Genomic DNA, 15,253 nt, shown 5'->3' on the forward strand with positions numbered 1-15,253 from the left:
CGGCGCGCGCATGCGCGGCCGTCAGCGGCGGCTCGGGCGGAAGCGCGGACCGGCGGCGCGTGTCGGCGATGAGCGGCGCCGGGCGGCGACCGCGCCCCTTGGTCAGCGGCGTCTCGGCGGCGATGCGCGCCTCGGGCGTGGCGCGGAGGCGCGCGCGGATCGCGTCGGCGATCTTGGCGCGCACGCGGTCCTCGCCCGGCGGGTCGATCTCGTCGGACATGACGCCCTGCTCCACGAGTTCGGGCTCGGGCATCGGGTCCTGGCGGCGGATGAGCGAGGGCATCCGCGACAGGAAGCCGCCGCGCTCGGGCGCCGGTGCGGCGTCGGCATAGTCGTAGGGATCGAGCACGTCGTCGTCACCGTCCTCGACATGCAGGTCGTGGAACTCGGGCGCGGCGGGCACCGCGCGCCTCACGCGCGAGGACGGCGCCGGGACGGCGGCCTGCGCCGCTTCCCACTCCGCGGCCTCCTCGGCCTCGACCCGGCGGCGTTCCCGGCGGGCAGTGTGCGCCGCCTGCACGGCCTGCGCACCGCGCACGGCACCGGCCGCGCCGTGACCCGCGACCCGCGACAGGACCCGCAGGCAGGCGACATAGGTCACCACGGCCCCCACGCCGAGGAACCGCGCGATGTTCTGCAGCTCGGCCTTGGTGAAGCCGAGCACGAAGGCGCCGAAGGCGATCACGCCCGCGCCCATGAGGACCATCGCGACCTTGAGGCTCAGTCCCGCGCCGAGCGGCAGGATGCCCATGAGCGTGCCCATGGCCATGTCGCCGAAGAGCCCGCCCAGACCGAAGGAATGGCTCCATTCCGGGCCCGCGGTCAGGCCGGCGGCGTAGATCGAGGCGACGGCGATCCAGATCGGGGCAAAGATCACCCGCGACATCGCCCGCTCCTCGCCCGCGTGCAGGACGAGCCGCGCGCCCCAGACCACGAGCACCACGGCGATCGCCCAGGACCCGGCGCCCACGATCATGAAAAGGGGCGCGGCGAAGGCCGCGCCGAAGCGGCCCATCCAGTTCTGCACCGGCGCGTCGGTGGCAACGAGCCACGAGGGGTCCTCGGGCGTGTAGGACCCGATCATGGCGGCGGCCATCAGGCCAAGCACGATCAGCGCAAGCCCGGCCAGCTCCTTGCCGCGCCGTTCGAGCGCCGTCGCCATGTCGCTGTCGAAAAGGGGATCCCGCCCCCGCGCCTGATATGCCATCCTTCGCCTCTTGATCGGTCTTTTCTCTTGTCAGTCCGGGAACAGGCAGGCGCGCAGGCGCTCCAACCCGTCCGCGGTTTCCTCGCGCGGGGCGACCAGCGCCACGCGCACGTATCCCGTGCCCGGGTTCCCCCTGTCCGTGTCGCGCGAGAGGTAGGCGCCGGGCAGGACCCGGACGCCGGTCTCGCGCCAGAGCTTCACCGCCGCGGCCTCGCCGTCCTCGACCGGCAGCCAGAGGAAAAACCCGGCCTCGGGGCTGCGGTATCCCGGCACGTTGCCGAGGATGCGGTCGGCATCCTGGTACTTCTCGGCGTAGAGCGCGCGGTTCTCGTCCACGTGCGCCTCGTCGCGCCAGACCGCCTCGGCCACCCGCTGAAGCGGCAGCGGCAGCGGCGCCCCCGCATAGGCGCGCAGCTGCCGCATCCGCGCGATGCTCTGCGGTCCGCCCGCGACGAATCCCGAGCGCAAGCCCGGCAGGTTCGACCGTTTCGACAGCGAATGGAAGGCCACGATGCGCTCGGGGTCGGCGCCCATCTCGGCCGCGACGTCGAGGATGCCCGGTGGCGGCGTGTCGCGCCAGATCTCGGAATAGCACTCGTCGGCGAGGATGCGGAAATCGTGCTTCTCGGCGAGCGCGACGAGCCGCGCCCAATCCTCGCGGGAGGCCACGGCGCCTTGCGGATTCGCGGGCGAGCAGAGATAGGCCAGCGCCGTGCGGTCGAGCACCTCGGCCGGCAGGCTTTCATAATCGGGCAGATGCCCCGTGGCGTCGGTCGCGTTCACGAAGACCGGCTCGGCGCCGACCGACAGGGCCGCAACGGCGTAGACCTGGTAGAACGGGTTCGGCGACAGCACCACGGGCCGCTGGCCGCGCTTCGTCTCGGGGCAGAGCGCCATCGCGGCGTTGTAGAGCCCCTCGCGCGTGCCGTTGAGCGCCATGATCCGCGTGTCGGGATCGACCGTCACGCCGTAGCGGGCCCGCAGCCAGTCCGAGATCGCCGCGAGAAGCTCGGGCGTGCCCTCGTTCGTGGGGTAGCGGCCGAACTCGGCCGCATGTTCGGCGATGATGTCGGTGATCCACGGCGGGAAGGCGTGCGTCGGCTCGCCGATGGTCATGTGCGTGACCGGCCCGCCGGGCGGATGCACGTCGAGCAGGGCCCGCAGACGCGGGAACGCGTAGGCCGGAAGGTTCGAAAACCGATCGGGAAACATGCTCAACTGCCTCTGTCCGGGATCTTTTGCCGTCCCGCCTTTGGGGCGAGGATACGAAAGCGCGGCTTCTCCGTCCAGCACCGAGGTGGGCCACCGGGGTCCTGTGGCAGGAAGGTCGCAACGCCCCTCGGGCTGCCGGACCGCAGCACGCGGCTTTGCCGCCCGCGCGATCCGCGCTAAGGCTCCGGGGCAGCCGGGAACGCACGCAGCGCCGAGGGATCCGACCATGCCGCACCTGTGGCTTCGCGCCGAAACGAGGCCGAACGAGGCCCGCACCGCGCTGACCCCCGACGGTGTCCGCACGCTCCGCGAGGCGGGACACGATGTCACGGTCGAGGAGAGCGAGCAGCGCGCGCTGCCGCTCGCGGACTACCGCGCGGCCGGGGCCGCCATCGCGCCCGAAGGCGGCTGGCGCGGCGCGCCGCGGGACGCGTGGATCCTCGGGCTCAAGGAACTGCCCGAGGAGGACGCGCCGCTCGTGCACCGGCACGTGATGTTCGGCCACGCCTACAAGGGCCAGGCCGCGGGCGCGCGGCTTCTCGACCGGTTCCGCGCGGGCGGCGGCACGCTCTACGACCTTGAATACCTCTGTGACGCGGGTGGCCGGCGCGTGGCCGCGTTCGGGTACTGGGCGGGCTATGCCGGCGCCGCGGTGGCGCTCATGTCGTGGATCGCCCAGGCCGATGGCGGAACCTGCCCGCCCCTGTCGGCCCATCCCGACGCCGCGACGCTCGAGGCCGACCTGCGCGCGGGGCTCGCCGGCGCGCTGCCCACGGTGCTGGTGATCGGCGCGCTCGGGCGCACGGGCACCGGGGCCACCGATTTCCTGCAGCGCATGGGCCTGCTGCCCACGCGCTGGGACGTGGCCGAGACGCGCCATGGCGGCCCGTTCCCCGAGGTGCTGGCGCACCACGTCTTCCTCAACTGCATCCTCGCCCAGCCGGGCGCGCCGGTCTTCGTGCCCGCGGATGCGGTCACCCGGCCCCGGCGGCTGACCGTGATCGGCGACATCGCCTGCGATCCCGGGTCCGACTTCTCGCCGGTGCAGGTCTACGACGCGCCGACGGACTGGCAGCACCCCGCGCGGCGCGTGCACGGGGCACCGGTCCTCGACGTGATGGCCATCGACAACCTGCCCTCGCTCCTGCCGCGGGAAAGCACGGTGGACTTCGCGGGCCAGCTCCTGCCGCATCTCCTGGGGCTCGAGGCGGATCCCGACGGCATCTGGACGCGGGCACGCGACACCTTCCACCGCTTCGCCGCGCCGGCCGGTCGATGAGCGTCCACTGGGTCGGCACGGGGCGGGCGGCGGCGCCCGGCCTGCGCCGGCTGGTGATCGCCGGGCACGAGGTCGTGGTGTGGAGCCGCGATCTCGACGCGGCCGAGGACGCGGTGGGCGACCTGACGCAGCGGCTGCGCGAATACGATGCCGGGGCGCTTGCCGAGGAGGTGCAGGACGGCGACGTGGTCGTGTCGATGCTGCCCGCCGACCGGCATGCCGAGCTCGCGACGCTCGCCCTGCAGCGGGCCGCGCATTTCGTGTGCCCGGGCCACCTGACGCCCGCGCTCCGCGCGCTGCATGCCCGCGCGCAGATCAAGGACGCGCGCGTCCTCGCGGAATGCGGATTCGCGCCCGGCATCGACCACCTGCTGGCGCAGGGGCTGGTGCGCGACTGGCGGCAGGCGCCGGACCACGACCCCGATGCGGTGCTCGACGTGATGTCCCTCTCGGGCCTTCCGGGCGCACGGCCCGACGCGGGCGCGACCCGGCTGCGGCGCGGGTTCGAGGACCTCGCGGTAGGCGATCCCCGGGACGCGGCGTGGCAGGCGACGCTGCCGCTCCGCGCCAGCCCGCGCGTCGACGTGGTGCCTGCGGGGGACGCGCTGCGCATGGTCGAGGATTACAGCATCGACCCGACCTGGCGGCTGCGGAGCGCCGTGCGCGGGCGGATGGTGCTGCCCGATCCCGGTGCCGCCGCGATCTGCGTCTCGCTCGCCGCCGAGCGGGCCGGCGCGACCCTCTGGCACAGGAGCGCGGTTCTCGAGGCGGGCGATGCTCGGGCGGCGCTCGTATCGGTGCCGGTGTCTCTCGCCGCCGAGGCGGCACTCGGCCGCAAGGTTCCGGCGGGCGTCGGCATCGCGCCCGCGGACCCGCACCTGGCGGCCGCGTGGCTCGAGGTCATCGCGCCGCTGGTCCGGCGGCTCGAGACCGTCGATCACCTGCGCTGAGCCGCGGCTCAGCCCTGCCCGAGCTTCGGCGACGCGCGGTCGGTGACGAGATGCGCGTCGGAAAAGCGGAACGGCGCCCGCACGCCGGGCACGCCGTCGGGATCGATCCTGAGCCCGCGGGCGACGACCTGAGGGTCGGCCATGACCTCGGCCATGTCGTTGATCGGACCCGCCGGCACGCCCTGGTCCTCGCAGGCGGACAGGAGCGCCGCGCGAGTCATGCGCTTCGTGCCCTCGGTCAGCGCGGCGGTCAGCGCCGCGCGGTGCGCGATCCGGTCGGCATTGGTACGGTATTCCGGCGCCTCCGCGAGATCGGGAAGGCCGAGGAGCCCGCAGAACCGGCGGTACTGCGCGTCGTTGCCGGTGGCCACGATGCAGAAGCCGTCGGCGCAGTCGAAGACCTGGTAGGGCGCGAGGTTCGGGTGGTAGTTGCCGGTCCGCCCGGGCGGCGTGCCGGTCGAGAGGTAGTTCATCGCCTGGTTGGCGGTCGCCGCCACGGCGCAGTCGAGAAGCGCCATGTCGATGTGCTGGCCGCGGCCGGTGCGCTGCCGCTGGTGCAGCGCGGCGAGGATGCCCGCGACCGAGTAGAGCCCGGTGAAGAGGTCGGTGACCGCCACGCCCGCGCGCTGCGGCTGGCCGTCCGGATCGCCGGTGATGGACATGAAGCCCGACATGCCCTGGATGATGTAGTCGTAGCCCGCACGATGCGCGTAGGGCCCGTCCTGCCCGAACCCGGTGATCGAACAGTAGATGAGCCCCGGGTTCAGCGCCGACAGGCTCGCGTAGTCCATGCCGTATTTCGCGAGCCCGCCGACCTTGAAGTTCTCGATCAGGATGTCGGCATCGGCCACGAGACCGCGCATGGTCTTCTGCCCCTCGGCACTCGCGAGGTCGACGACGACCGAGCGCTTGCCGCGGTTGCACGCGTGGAAATAGGCGGCGCTGCGCTCGTCGCCCCGGTCGATGAAGGGCGGACCCCACTGGCGGGTGTCATCCCCCGCGGGCGCCTCGACCTTCACCACCTCGGCGCCCAGATCGGCGAGCGTCTGGCCGGCCCAGGGGCCGGCGAGGATGCGGGCCAACTCGACGACCTTGACGCCCTCGAGCGGCCCGCGCGGTGCCGAAACGGTCATTCGGCCGCCGCGATCTTCTCGTCGAGGATGGCGGAGAAATCGTCGTAGCCCATGTTCGAGTGCTTCTCGCCGTCGATGATGAAGGTCGGCGTCGAGGTCACGTCGTCCTCGGTCGCGTTGGCCTGGTACCAGTCGACGAGCGCGCGCAGCTTGGCGCCGTCGGTCAGGCAGCCTTCGAGCTGGTCGTTCGAGAGGCCGGCGAGCCGGCCGATCTTGCGCAGTTCCTCGGCGATGGCGGCATCCGAACCGGCGCGCGTCCACTGCTCCTGCCCGTCGTAGATCAGGTCGGAGATGCCGAAGAACCGCTGCGTGTCGTCGCCGCAGCGCGCGATGAGCGACGCCCACATGCCGTACTTGTCGAAATAGACCTCGCGGTAGACGAACCGGACCTGGCCGGTGTCGACGTAGTTCTCCTTGAGATCCTCGAACACCGTCTCGTGGAAGGTGCGGCAATGCGGGCAGGTATAGGAGGCGTATTCGATCACCTCGACCGGCGCGTCCTCGGCCCCGATCGCCATGTCCGTGATCTCGATCTCCTCGGCCGGAGCGTCGGCATCCTGCGCCATGGCGGCGCCGGGCAGGACCGGGGCGCCGCCCGGGGCGGAAAGTCCGGCGAACCAGAACCCGCCGCCGGCGAGAATCGCGGCGAGCGCCGCGGTCGAAATCGTGCGTTTCATGGGTGGGATGCCTCTCGTGTGTCTGGTGTCGTTCTGGGACGGACGCGGTCGCGTCAGCGCCCGGTTTCGGGCCGTCGGCCCAGCACGTTGAGCGCGAGGCGCTCGAGCGCGCCGCGCAGGCCCTCGTCGGTGACGCCGCCCGCCTCGTCGCGGGCGCGCGCGGTGAGCGCGGGATCGGGTGCGACCTCTGGCGCAGGCTCCGCACGGTGCACGAAGCTCGCCTGCCCCTCGGCGAACCCGGTGGCGGCGGTCTGGGTGATGCGGATGCGCGCGATGGCGTTGTAGCCGTAGACCGCGTTCACCCGGTCGCGCAGCGTGTCCTTCTGCATCTCGAGGACCGGCGCATGCGCCCCGGTCGTCAGCAGGGTCAGCGTCGCCCCCATGCCGCCGCGGCCATAGCCGATCTCGACCGGGCGGCTGATGGCGGCGATGTCGGGGCCCGCGATCTCGGGCCACTGGGTCAGGAGGCGGGACTGGGCGAAGCCGCGGCTTTCCGACGCGGCCCGGATCCGCCCCTGCAGGAGCGCCGAGGTTCGGGTGAATCCGTAGGTGGACGTGCGGCGTCGAACCATGGCTTGCATCCTCTCCATCGACCCTATTCTAGTGATCGCGGCCGCAGGCACCAGACCCGGCAAGCATCCGACAGGCTCAAAGGATCGTCATGTCGCGTGACAGCACGGACACCGGATATTCCCCGACCGCCCCGGCACTGCCCCCGGCGCAGGCCGAGGACCTGCTCGAGTGGTACGACCGGCACGCGCGCGAGATGCCGTGGCGCACCGGCCCGCGCGCCCGCGCCGCGGGCATCCGCCCCGATCCCTACCGCGTCTGGCTGTCCGAGATCATGCTGCAGCAGACGACGGTGGCCGCGGTGCGCCCCTATTTCGAGGCGTTCACCGCCCGCTGGCCGGACGTCACCGCTCTTGCCGCGGCCGAGGATGCCGAGGTCATGGCCGCCTGGGCGGGCCTCGGCTACTACGCGCGGGCGCGGAACCTCCTCAAGTGCGCGCGGGCGGTCGCGGGCGAGCATGGCGGCGTCTTTCCCGCCGACCACGCGGCGCTGCTGAAGCTGCCGGGGATCGGACCCTACACCGCCGCCGCGGTGGCCGCGATCGCCTTCGACATCCCGGCCACCGTGGTCGACGGCAACGTCGAGCGGGTGATGGCGCGGCTGCACGACGAGCCGACGCCGCTTCCCGCGGCCAAGCCCGTGCTGACGCGCCTCGCGGCCGACCTGACGCCCGAGACGCGACCGGGCGATTACGCGCAGGCGGTGATGGACCTCGGCGCGACGATCTGCACGCCGCGGAACCCGGCCTGCGGACTCTGTCCGTGGCGGCCGTCCTGCGCGGGCTGGCACGCGGGCACCGCCCCTGCCCTGCCCGCGAAGACACCCAAGGCGCGCAAGCCGATCCGCCGCGGCATCGCCTACCTCGCCCGCCGCGTCGACGGCGCGTGGCTTCTCGAGACGCGGCCCGAGAAAGGGCTTCTGGGCGGCATGCTGGGCTGGCCGGGATCCGACTGGATCGACGCGGCCGCAGGCGCGCCCACGGACGCGCCGCCGATCCGCGCCGAGTGGAAGACGCTGCCCGAGGAAGCGCGCCACACCTTCACGCATTTCCACCTGCGGCTCGAGATCCGCACCGCGCTCGTGCCCATGGACCGTACGCCGGAGCGCGGCGGCTTCGTGCCCCTCGAGGAGTTCCGCCCGGCGGACCTGCCCACGGTCATGCGCAAGGCCTTCGACCTCGCGCGGCCGCGCTGAGCCGCGGCGCGCAACAGCCCGCCCGCGCCGTTCACTCTGCGGCGACGCGGCGCTTGGCACGGCCCGCGCCGGGGCCGTAACCTCTGCCCCGGAACGCTCCGACGGAGACCTGGAATGCCCGCCCGCACCCTGCCCCCCGCCGACGTGGCGCGCCTGTCGGCTGCGCTCCCGTTCTGGCTGTCGCTCCTTCTCGTGCCGATCCTGTGGCTCGGCGCGATCAAGGGCGGCGCGTGGGTGCTGCTGACGCCGCTCGTGACGTGGTACATGTTCTCGGCGCTCGACGCGGCGCTCGGGGTGAACCAGGACAACGCCGATCCCGCGACCGACGAGGCGCAGCTTTTCTGGTACCGGCTGGTGACGCTCGTCTGGGCGCCGGTGCAGGTCGCGACGCTGGCCGGGCTCCTGTGGTACGTGCCGCGCGCCGACCACCTCGACGGGCTCGAGGCGTTCGGCGTCTTCTTCGGCATGGGCGTGATCTCGGGGACGGTGGGGATCAACTACGCGCACGAGCTCATGCACCAGAGGAACGCGGCCGAACGGCGGCTCGGCGACCTGCTGCTGGCCATGGTGCTCTACGCGCATTTCCGGTCCGAGCACCTGCTGGTGCACCACCGCTACGTGGGCACGCCGCGCGATGCGGTGACGGCGCGCTACAACGAGGGTTTCCACCGCTTCTACCCGCGCGTGCTGCGGCAGTCGCTGACCTCGTCCTTCCGGGCCGAGCGCGACATGCTGGCCCGGCGGGGCCTGCCGTGGTGGCACCGGCGCAACCCGTTCTGGATCTACTGGGGCCTGCAGGCGGGGTTCCTGGCCATGGCGCTGGTCCTCGGAGGCGGGGCCGGCGTGCTGCTCTTTCTCGCACAGGCGGGCGTCGCGATCTGGCAGCTCGAACTGGTGAACTACGTCGAACATTACGGTCTGACGCGCCGGCACCTGGGCGAAGGGCGGTACGAGCACGTCAAGCCGCGCCATTCGTGGAATGCCTCGCACAAGGCGTCGAACTGGCTGCTCATCAACCTGCAGCGCCATTCCGACCACCACTACAAGCCCGACCGGCGCTTTCCGCTGCTGCAGACCTACGACGAGGACGAGGCGCCGCAGCTGCCCTACGGCTATCCGGTGATGACGGTGGCGGCGATGATCCCGCCGGTCTGGCGGCGGGTGATGAACCCGCGGGTGCGCGCCTGGCGGCGCAAGTTCTATCCCGACATCGAGGACTGGACGCCCTACAACCGCCACGCCACGCCCGATCCCCGCTGAACGCGTGCGGGCCCGCCCCCTTGGGGAACGGGCCCGGCACGGCGATGCGAGACGCCTCAGGCCGCCGCGAGGTCCGAGGGCGGTTCCTTGGCGCCCGTCATGAACGCGACCGCGTCGTTCATGGTGATGCTCTTCGGATCGACCACGCAGAGCCTGCGGCCCAGCCGGTGCACGTGGATGCGGTCGGCGACCTCGAACACGTGCGGCATGTTGTGGCTGATAAGCACGATCGGGATGCCGCGCCGCTTCACGTCCTGGATCAGCTCCAGCACCTTGCGGCTTTCCTTCACGCCCAGCGCCGCGGTCGGCTCGTCGAGGATGATGACCTTCGATCCGAAGGCGGCCGCGCGGGCCACCGCGACGCCCTGGCGCTGGCCGCCCGACAGCGTCTCGACCGCCTGCCCGATGTTCTGGATCGTCATCAGGCCGAGCTCGTTCAGCTTTTCCCGCGCGAACTTTTCCATCGCGGCCTTGTCGAGCTTGCGCAGGTACTTTCCCATGAAGCCGGACCTGCGGATCTCGCGGCCCATGAACATGTTGTCGACGATCGACAGGGCCGGCGACATGGCGAGCGTCTGGTAGACCGTCTCGATCCCGTGCTCGCGCGCGGCGATGGGGTTCTCGAAGGTGACCGGCTTGCCGTCGAGCCTGATCTCGCCCGCGTCGGGGGTGACGGCCCCCGACAGCGCCTTGATGAGGGACGACTTGCCGGCCCCGTTGTCGCCGATCACCGCGAGGATCTCGCCCGGGTAGAGGTCGAAGTCGCAGCGGTCGAGCGCGGTGACCTTGCCGTAGCGCTTGACGAGCCCGCGGGCGGCGAGGATGGGCTGCTGGGTCATGACGTCACCTTTCTGATCCACTGGTCGACGGCCACGGCGCCGATGATGAGCGCCCCGATGAGAAGGTAGGTCCACTGCGCGTTGGCCCCCGCCATGCGCAGGCCGAGCTCGAACACGCCGACGATGAGCGCCCCGAAGAAGGCGCCGTAGATCGAGCCGCGCCCGCCGAAGAGCGAGATGCCCCCGATCACCACCGCGGTGATGGACTGGATGTTGCCCACCACGCCGGTCGACGCCGAAGGCGACACCGATCCGAAGCGGCCGATCATCACCCAGCCCGCGATGCCGCAGATGAAGCCCGCCAGCATGTAGACCGACATGATCGTGCGGTGGCGGTTCACACCGGCGAGTTCCGCCGCCTCGGCGTCGTCGCCCACCGCGTAGACGTGGCGGCCCCAGGCGGTCGAGCGCAGGCAGTAGCCGAGGACCACCACCAGGACGATCATGGCGACCACGCCCAGGGTGATGATGGCACCGCCGAGCTGGAACCGTTCGCCCATGAGCCCGAGGAGCGGCGCCTGTTCGTTGATGTCCTGGCTGCGGATCGTCTCGTTGCGCGAGTAGAGGTAGTTCGCGGCGAGCACGATCTGCCACATGCCGAGCGTCACGATGAAGGGGGGCAGCTTGACCCGGCTCACGAGCCAGCCCGAGGCCGCGCCGATCGCGGTGCCGACCGCGAGCCCCGCGGGGATCGAGAAGAGCGGCGGAATGCCGTAGCGGAAGGTGAAGGCCCCCATGATCACCGAGCAGAACACCGCGATCGCCCCCACCGACAGGTCGATGCCCGCGGTCAGGATGATCAGCGTCTGCGCGGCGGCGAGGATGCCGACGATCTGCACCTGCTGCAGGATCAGCGTCAGCGTGCCGGGCGAGAAGAACCGCGAGCCCAGGGTCAGCGCGAAGATGACGATGGCCGCCAGCAGCACGATCAGCGGCACCAGGGCCGGCGTCACGTGCAGCGCGTGCTGGATGCGATGGATGAGGCCTTTGCGCGTGTCCTCGAACTCGGCGACGCGGTTGCTGGCGCTGGACAACGAGGACTCGTAGTCCTGCCCCTTCGAGGCGGTCTCTGACATGGGTTCTCCCCCCGGTTGAATGACGGCGTCTCAGGCGCCTTGCGTCCAGCCTATCACGAAACGGCCGGCAACGCGCGTGCGACAGAGGGAAGGAGCGGGCGCGCCGCCCCTTCCCGGCCGGGGCATCAGCCCCAGCAGAGCTCCAGGCCTTCCTCGACCGAGATCGAGTCGACACCCTCGACCGGGTTGTCGGTCACGAGCGCCACGCCGGTGTCGAAGAAGTCCTTGCCCTCGCTCGGGGTCGGCAGCGTGCCGTCCTGAGCGTATTGCACGATCGCCTCGATGCCGAGCGAAGCCATCCGCAGCGGGTATTGCTGCGAGGTCGCGCCGATCACGCCGTCGGCGACGTTGCGCACGCCCGGGCAGCCGCCGTCCACCGACACGATGGTGACGTCCGAGCTGCCCATGGCCTGCAGTGCCTCGTAGGCGCCCGCCGCCGCCGGCTCGTTGATCGTGTAGACCACGTTGATCGACGGGTCGGAGGCGAGGCAGTTCTCCATCGCGGTGCGCCCGCCCTCCTCGTTGCCGGCGGTGACCTCGTTGCAGACGATGCGCGGGTCCTCCTCGTCGCCCCAGACGTTGGGATCGTTGAGTTCGATGCCAAAGCCCTGCAGGAAGCCCTGGTCGCGCAGCACGTCGACGGAGGGCTGGCTGATGGCGAGGTCGAGCATGGCGATGCGCGCGTCCGCCGCGGCGTCGCCGAGTTTCGCCGCCGCCCACTGGCCGATCAGTTCGCCGGCAAGGAAGTTGTCCGTCGCGAAGGTCGCGTCGGCCGCGTCCACCGGCTGCAGCGGCGTGTCGAGCGCGATCACGAGGATGCCCGCGTCGCGCGCCTGCTGGACCGCCGGCACGATCGCCGCGGTGTCCGAGGCGGTGATCAGGATTCCCTTCACCCCGTTGGCGATGCAGGTCTCGATCGCAGCCACCTGCGCCTCGTTGTCGCCGTCGACCTGGCCGGCATAGCTGTTCAGCGTCACGCCGAGTTCCTCGGCCTTCGCCGACGCGCCTTCGCGCATCTTGACGAAGAACGGGTTCGTGTCCGTCTTGGTGATGATGCACGCGCCGATGTCTTCCTGCGCATGTGCCGGCGCGGCCAGGACGGTGGCCGTCGCCGCGGCACCCAAGAGGGTGGCGAGGGTTGTCCGTTTCATGTCTGTCTCCTCCCGAAAAAAGATCACCCGGCCGCGAGAATCTCGCTAAAGTTGCTTGCGACCGCCCCGGAACGCGGTTGGCCGCGCTGCCGTCGCATACAGAGTTCCCAGAATCGCAGGGATGAGTCAAGAATAAATAAATCACTCTGATTTATAATTGACAGGCGCCTGATTTTGCAGAACCATCAGGCATCGCACGTCCGCACGAGGCATCCCGATGGCGCCGGCCGAACATTCCGACATCACCCCCGAGATCGGCGCCCTTGCAGGAACGCGGGGCTCGAACCAGTCGGGCATGCGCGCGCACAACGAACGGCTGGTGCTGAGCCTCGTGCGCCGCCATGGCGGGCTGGCCAAGGCGGACATCGCGCGCGCCACCGGGCTCTCGGCGCAGACCGTGTCGGTGATCATGCGCGCGCTCGAGGCTGACGGCCTCCTGGTGAAGGGCGCGCCGGTGCGCGGGCGCGTGGGTCAGCCCTCGGTGCCCATGCGGCTTGCCGCTGACGGCGCGTTCTTCTTCGGGCTCAAGGTCGGGCGGCGCAGCGCCGACCTGATCCTGACCGATTTCCTGGGCGAGGTGGTGGCGCGCACGCGCACGACCTACCGCTACCCCGACGTGGACGCGACGCTGCGCTTCGCCACCCGGGGGATGGCGGAACTCGCCGGAGCCCTGCCGGCGGGCAAGGCGCGCCGGATCGCCGGGCTCGGCATCGCGATGCCGTTCCTGATCTGGGACTGGGCGCGCATCATCGGGGTGGAGCCCGGCCGCCTCGACGACTGGCGCCACCGCGACCTGCGGCAGGAACTGGCGGACAACGTCGACATGCCGGTTTTCCTGCAGAACGACGCGACCGCCGCCTGCGGTGCCGAACTGGTGTTCGGCGATCCGGTCGCGCAGTCGGATTTCCTCTATTTCTTCGTGGGATACTTCATCGGCGGCGGCCTCGTCCTGAACGGCAACGTGTTCTCGGGCCATACCGGCAATGCGGGCGCGCTGGGGTCCATGCCGGTGCCGGGCCCCGATGGCAGCCGCCAGCTGCTCGACGCCGCGTCGCTGTCGGTGCTCGAGACCATGGTCGAGGCGCGGGGCGGCAGCGCCGGCTGGCTCTGGGAGGATCCCGATCTCTGGGAGCTGCCCGAGGACACGGCGGCGGCCTGGATCGAGGATGCCGCGCAGGCCATGGCGCACGCCATCGCCGCGTCCATCTCTCTCGTCGATTTCGACCTGGTGATGATCGACGGGTGGCTGCCCTCCGCCTTCCGTACCCGGCTGACCGACGCGACACGCGCCGCTCTGGCGCGGATGAACCTCGCGGGCCTCAACGCGCCGTCCATCGTCGAGGGCACGGTCGGGCCCGACGCCCGCACGCTCGGCGCGGCGAGCCTGCCGCTGTCCGAACGCTACCTGATCGACAGCACCGCCTTCCTGAAGCAGGTCTGACGCGGGGTCCTAAAGGCGGTCGAGCAGGCCGGGCGTTGGCCAGGCATCCGCGGGAAGACCCAGGTCGCGCTGCACGTCGCGCACCGCCGCGCGGGTCCCGGCGCCGAGGATGCCGTCGATCTCCCCCACGTCGTGGCCGCGGGCCTGCAGCGCCTCCTGCAGCCGCTTCATCGCGTCGCCGTCGAGCCCGGGCGCGGGATTTCCCGCGTCGTAGATCTGCGCGCCCTCGAGGCGCGTCGCGAAATAGGCGGCGGTCAGGACGTAGGTGAAGCTCTGGTTCCACTCGAAGAGCACGCGGAAGTTCGGATAGGCGAGGAAGGCAGGCCCGCCCCTGCCCTGCGGCAGGACGATCGACGCGGGCAGGTCCGGCCGGTCGATGTTGCCGTCGCGCGCCGTAACGCCCGCCGCGGCCCAGTCCGTCGCGCTGCGCGTGGTCTCGAGCCCCGTGGCGTGCCAGTCGAACTCCGCCGGCATCACCACCTCCTCGAGCCACGGCTCGTTCGCGCGCCAGCCGAGGCTCGCCAGCATGCTGGCCCCGGACAGGAGCGCGTCCTCGGGCGAGGACTTGAGCCGAACGTGCCCGTCCCCGTCGCCGTCGATGCCGTTCTCGATGATGTCCTCGGGCAGCATCTGCACCATGCCGATCTCGCCCGCCCAGGCCCCGGTCGTGGTCGCGGGATCGAGGTCGCCCTGCGCGTGGAGCTCGAGCGCAGCGAAAAGCTGCGGCCGGAAGAGCTCGGGCCGGCGGCAATCATGCGCGAGCGTGGCGAGGGCGTTCGCCGTGTTGAAATCGCCCTGCACCGCGCCGTAATCGGTCTCGAACGCCCAGAAGGCGAGGAGGATGCCGCGGGAGACACCGAAACGGCGCTCGATCTCGTCGAAGGTCGCCGCGTGCCGGTCGGCCAGCTGCCGGCCGCGCTCGATGCGGTTCTGGCTGATGAGCCGGCGCGAGAAGTCGATGAACGGCGCCTGGAAGATGCCCTGCCGTCGGTCCGCGGCCAGCACATCGGGATCCTGCCGCAGCCCGTCGAAGAAGCGCGCGGCGACATCCGGGTCGGCGCCGCGTTCCACCGCCTCCTGCCGCGCCGCCTCGAGGAAGGCGTCGAACGGGCCGCCGCAGGGCGCCTCCTGGGCCGACAGCGGGCCGGCAAGGCAGGCGGCCGCAGAGAGGAACAGGATGGCGGGTCGGACGGTGCGGCGCATGGGCGGGTCCTCGGAAAGGCGACGTATCGCGCCCGACGCTAGCGCCCGCGCGGCGCCCGG

14 protein-coding genes are annotated in these 15,253 nt (G+C 71.4%); 5 read left to right on the top strand and 9 right to left on the bottom strand.

The features are described 5' to 3' along the window. Both RISW2_RS15050 and RISW2_RS15055 read right to left on the bottom strand, forming a co-directional pair. Positions 1–1,207: DNA translocase FtsK 4TM domain-containing protein (locus RISW2_RS15050; RefSeq protein WP_043772798.1), on the bottom strand; the 1,207-nt coding region annotated here is incomplete at its 3' end. A 30-nt stretch (positions 1,208–1,237) separates the two neighbouring features. After that, positions 1,238–2,419 (bottom strand): aminotransferase class I/II-fold pyridoxal phosphate-dependent enzyme, encoded by a 1,182-nt coding sequence (locus RISW2_RS15055; RefSeq protein WP_043772800.1) that lies wholly within the window; start codon positions 2,417–2,419, stop codon positions 1,238–1,240. A gap of 226 nt (positions 2,420–2,645) precedes the next feature. Between RISW2_RS15055 and RISW2_RS15060 the strand changes: the two genes are divergently transcribed. After that, entirely contained in the window at positions 2,646–3,698 is a 1,053-nt protein-coding gene (locus RISW2_RS15060) for a saccharopine dehydrogenase (RefSeq protein ID WP_043772802.1), read from the top strand. Continuing rightward, positions 3,695–4,648 (top strand): saccharopine dehydrogenase NADP-binding domain-containing protein, encoded by a 954-nt coding sequence (locus tag RISW2_RS15065; protein WP_043772804.1) that lies wholly within the window; start codon positions 3,695–3,697, stop codon positions 4,646–4,648. Before RISW2_RS15060 ends, RISW2_RS15065 begins: the two co-directional genes overlap by 4 nt. An 8-nt stretch (positions 4,649–4,656) precedes the next feature. Here RISW2_RS15065 and RISW2_RS15070 read toward each other — a convergent pair whose 3' ends face one another. Genes RISW2_RS15070 through RISW2_RS15080 form a run of 3 tightly spaced genes read right to left on the bottom strand, consistent with a single transcriptional unit; the run spans position 4,657 to position 7,030 of the window. Further along, entirely contained in the window at positions 4,657–5,781 is a 1,125-nt protein-coding gene (locus RISW2_RS15070; protein WP_043772806.1) for a CaiB/BaiF CoA transferase family protein, read from the bottom strand. Then, on the bottom strand, positions 5,778–6,458 hold the full coding sequence (locus tag RISW2_RS15075) for a DsbA family protein (RefSeq protein ID WP_043772808.1): 681 nt from the start codon (positions 6,456–6,458) through the stop codon (positions 5,778–5,780). Before RISW2_RS15075 ends, RISW2_RS15070 begins: the two co-directional genes overlap by 4 nt. A 53-nt stretch (positions 6,459–6,511) precedes the next feature. Next, a complete protein-coding gene (locus RISW2_RS15080) occupies positions 6,512–7,030 on the bottom strand; it encodes a DUF721 domain-containing protein (RefSeq protein WP_043772811.1) in 519 nt (172 codons plus the stop codon). A gap of 194 nt (positions 7,031–7,224) precedes the next feature. On the opposite strand from RISW2_RS15080, the gene RISW2_RS15085 reads away from it, so the two are divergent. Together RISW2_RS15085 and RISW2_RS15090 are read left to right on the top strand one after the other, a co-directional pair. After that, positions 7,225–8,223, top strand: a complete 999-nt coding sequence (locus RISW2_RS15085) for an A/G-specific adenine glycosylase (protein ID WP_244437587.1) — start codon at positions 7,225–7,227, stop codon at positions 8,221–8,223. Positions 8,224–8,337: 114 nt separating this feature from the next. Beyond that, positions 8,338–9,483, top strand: a complete 1,146-nt coding sequence (locus RISW2_RS15090; RefSeq protein WP_043772812.1) for an alkane 1-monooxygenase — start codon at positions 8,338–8,340, stop codon at positions 9,481–9,483. Between the two features lie 56 nt (positions 9,484–9,539). On the opposite strand, the gene RISW2_RS15095 is transcribed toward RISW2_RS15090, so the two are convergent. The 3 genes from RISW2_RS15095 to RISW2_RS15105 form a co-directional block, all read right to left on the bottom strand. Then, on the bottom strand, positions 9,540–10,322 hold the full coding sequence (locus tag RISW2_RS15095) for an ATP-binding cassette domain-containing protein (protein ID WP_043772814.1): 783 nt from the start codon (positions 10,320–10,322) through the stop codon (positions 9,540–9,542). Then, a complete protein-coding gene (locus tag RISW2_RS15100; RefSeq protein WP_043772815.1) occupies positions 10,319–11,398 on the bottom strand; it encodes an ABC transporter permease in 1,080 nt (359 codons plus the stop codon). The genes RISW2_RS15095 and RISW2_RS15100 overlap by 4 nt, the downstream gene beginning before the upstream one ends. Positions 11,399–11,523: 125 nt before the next feature. Then, positions 11,524–12,549 (bottom strand): sugar ABC transporter substrate-binding protein, encoded by a 1,026-nt coding sequence (locus tag RISW2_RS15105; RefSeq protein WP_043772817.1) that lies wholly within the window; start codon positions 12,547–12,549, stop codon positions 11,524–11,526. Between the two features lie 217 nt (positions 12,550–12,766). Here RISW2_RS15105 and RISW2_RS15110 point away from each other — a divergent pair, with 217 nt between their 5' ends. Continuing rightward, positions 12,767–13,990, top strand: a complete 1,224-nt coding sequence (locus RISW2_RS15110; protein ID WP_051492069.1) for an ROK family transcriptional regulator — start codon at positions 12,767–12,769, stop codon at positions 13,988–13,990. Between the two features lie 9 nt (positions 13,991–13,999). Here RISW2_RS15110 and RISW2_RS15115 read toward each other — a convergent pair whose 3' ends face one another. Continuing rightward, on the bottom strand, positions 14,000–15,193 hold the full coding sequence (locus RISW2_RS15115; protein ID WP_051492070.1) for a lytic murein transglycosylase: 1,194 nt from the start codon (positions 15,191–15,193) through the stop codon (positions 14,000–14,002). Between the last annotated feature and the right edge of the window lie 60 nt (positions 15,194–15,253).

Origin of the sequence: Roseivivax isoporae LMG 25204 (assembly GCF_000521865.1) — a bacterium.
GTDB classification, from domain to species: domain Bacteria; phylum Pseudomonadota; class Alphaproteobacteria; order Rhodobacterales; family Rhodobacteraceae; genus Roseivivax; species Roseivivax isoporae.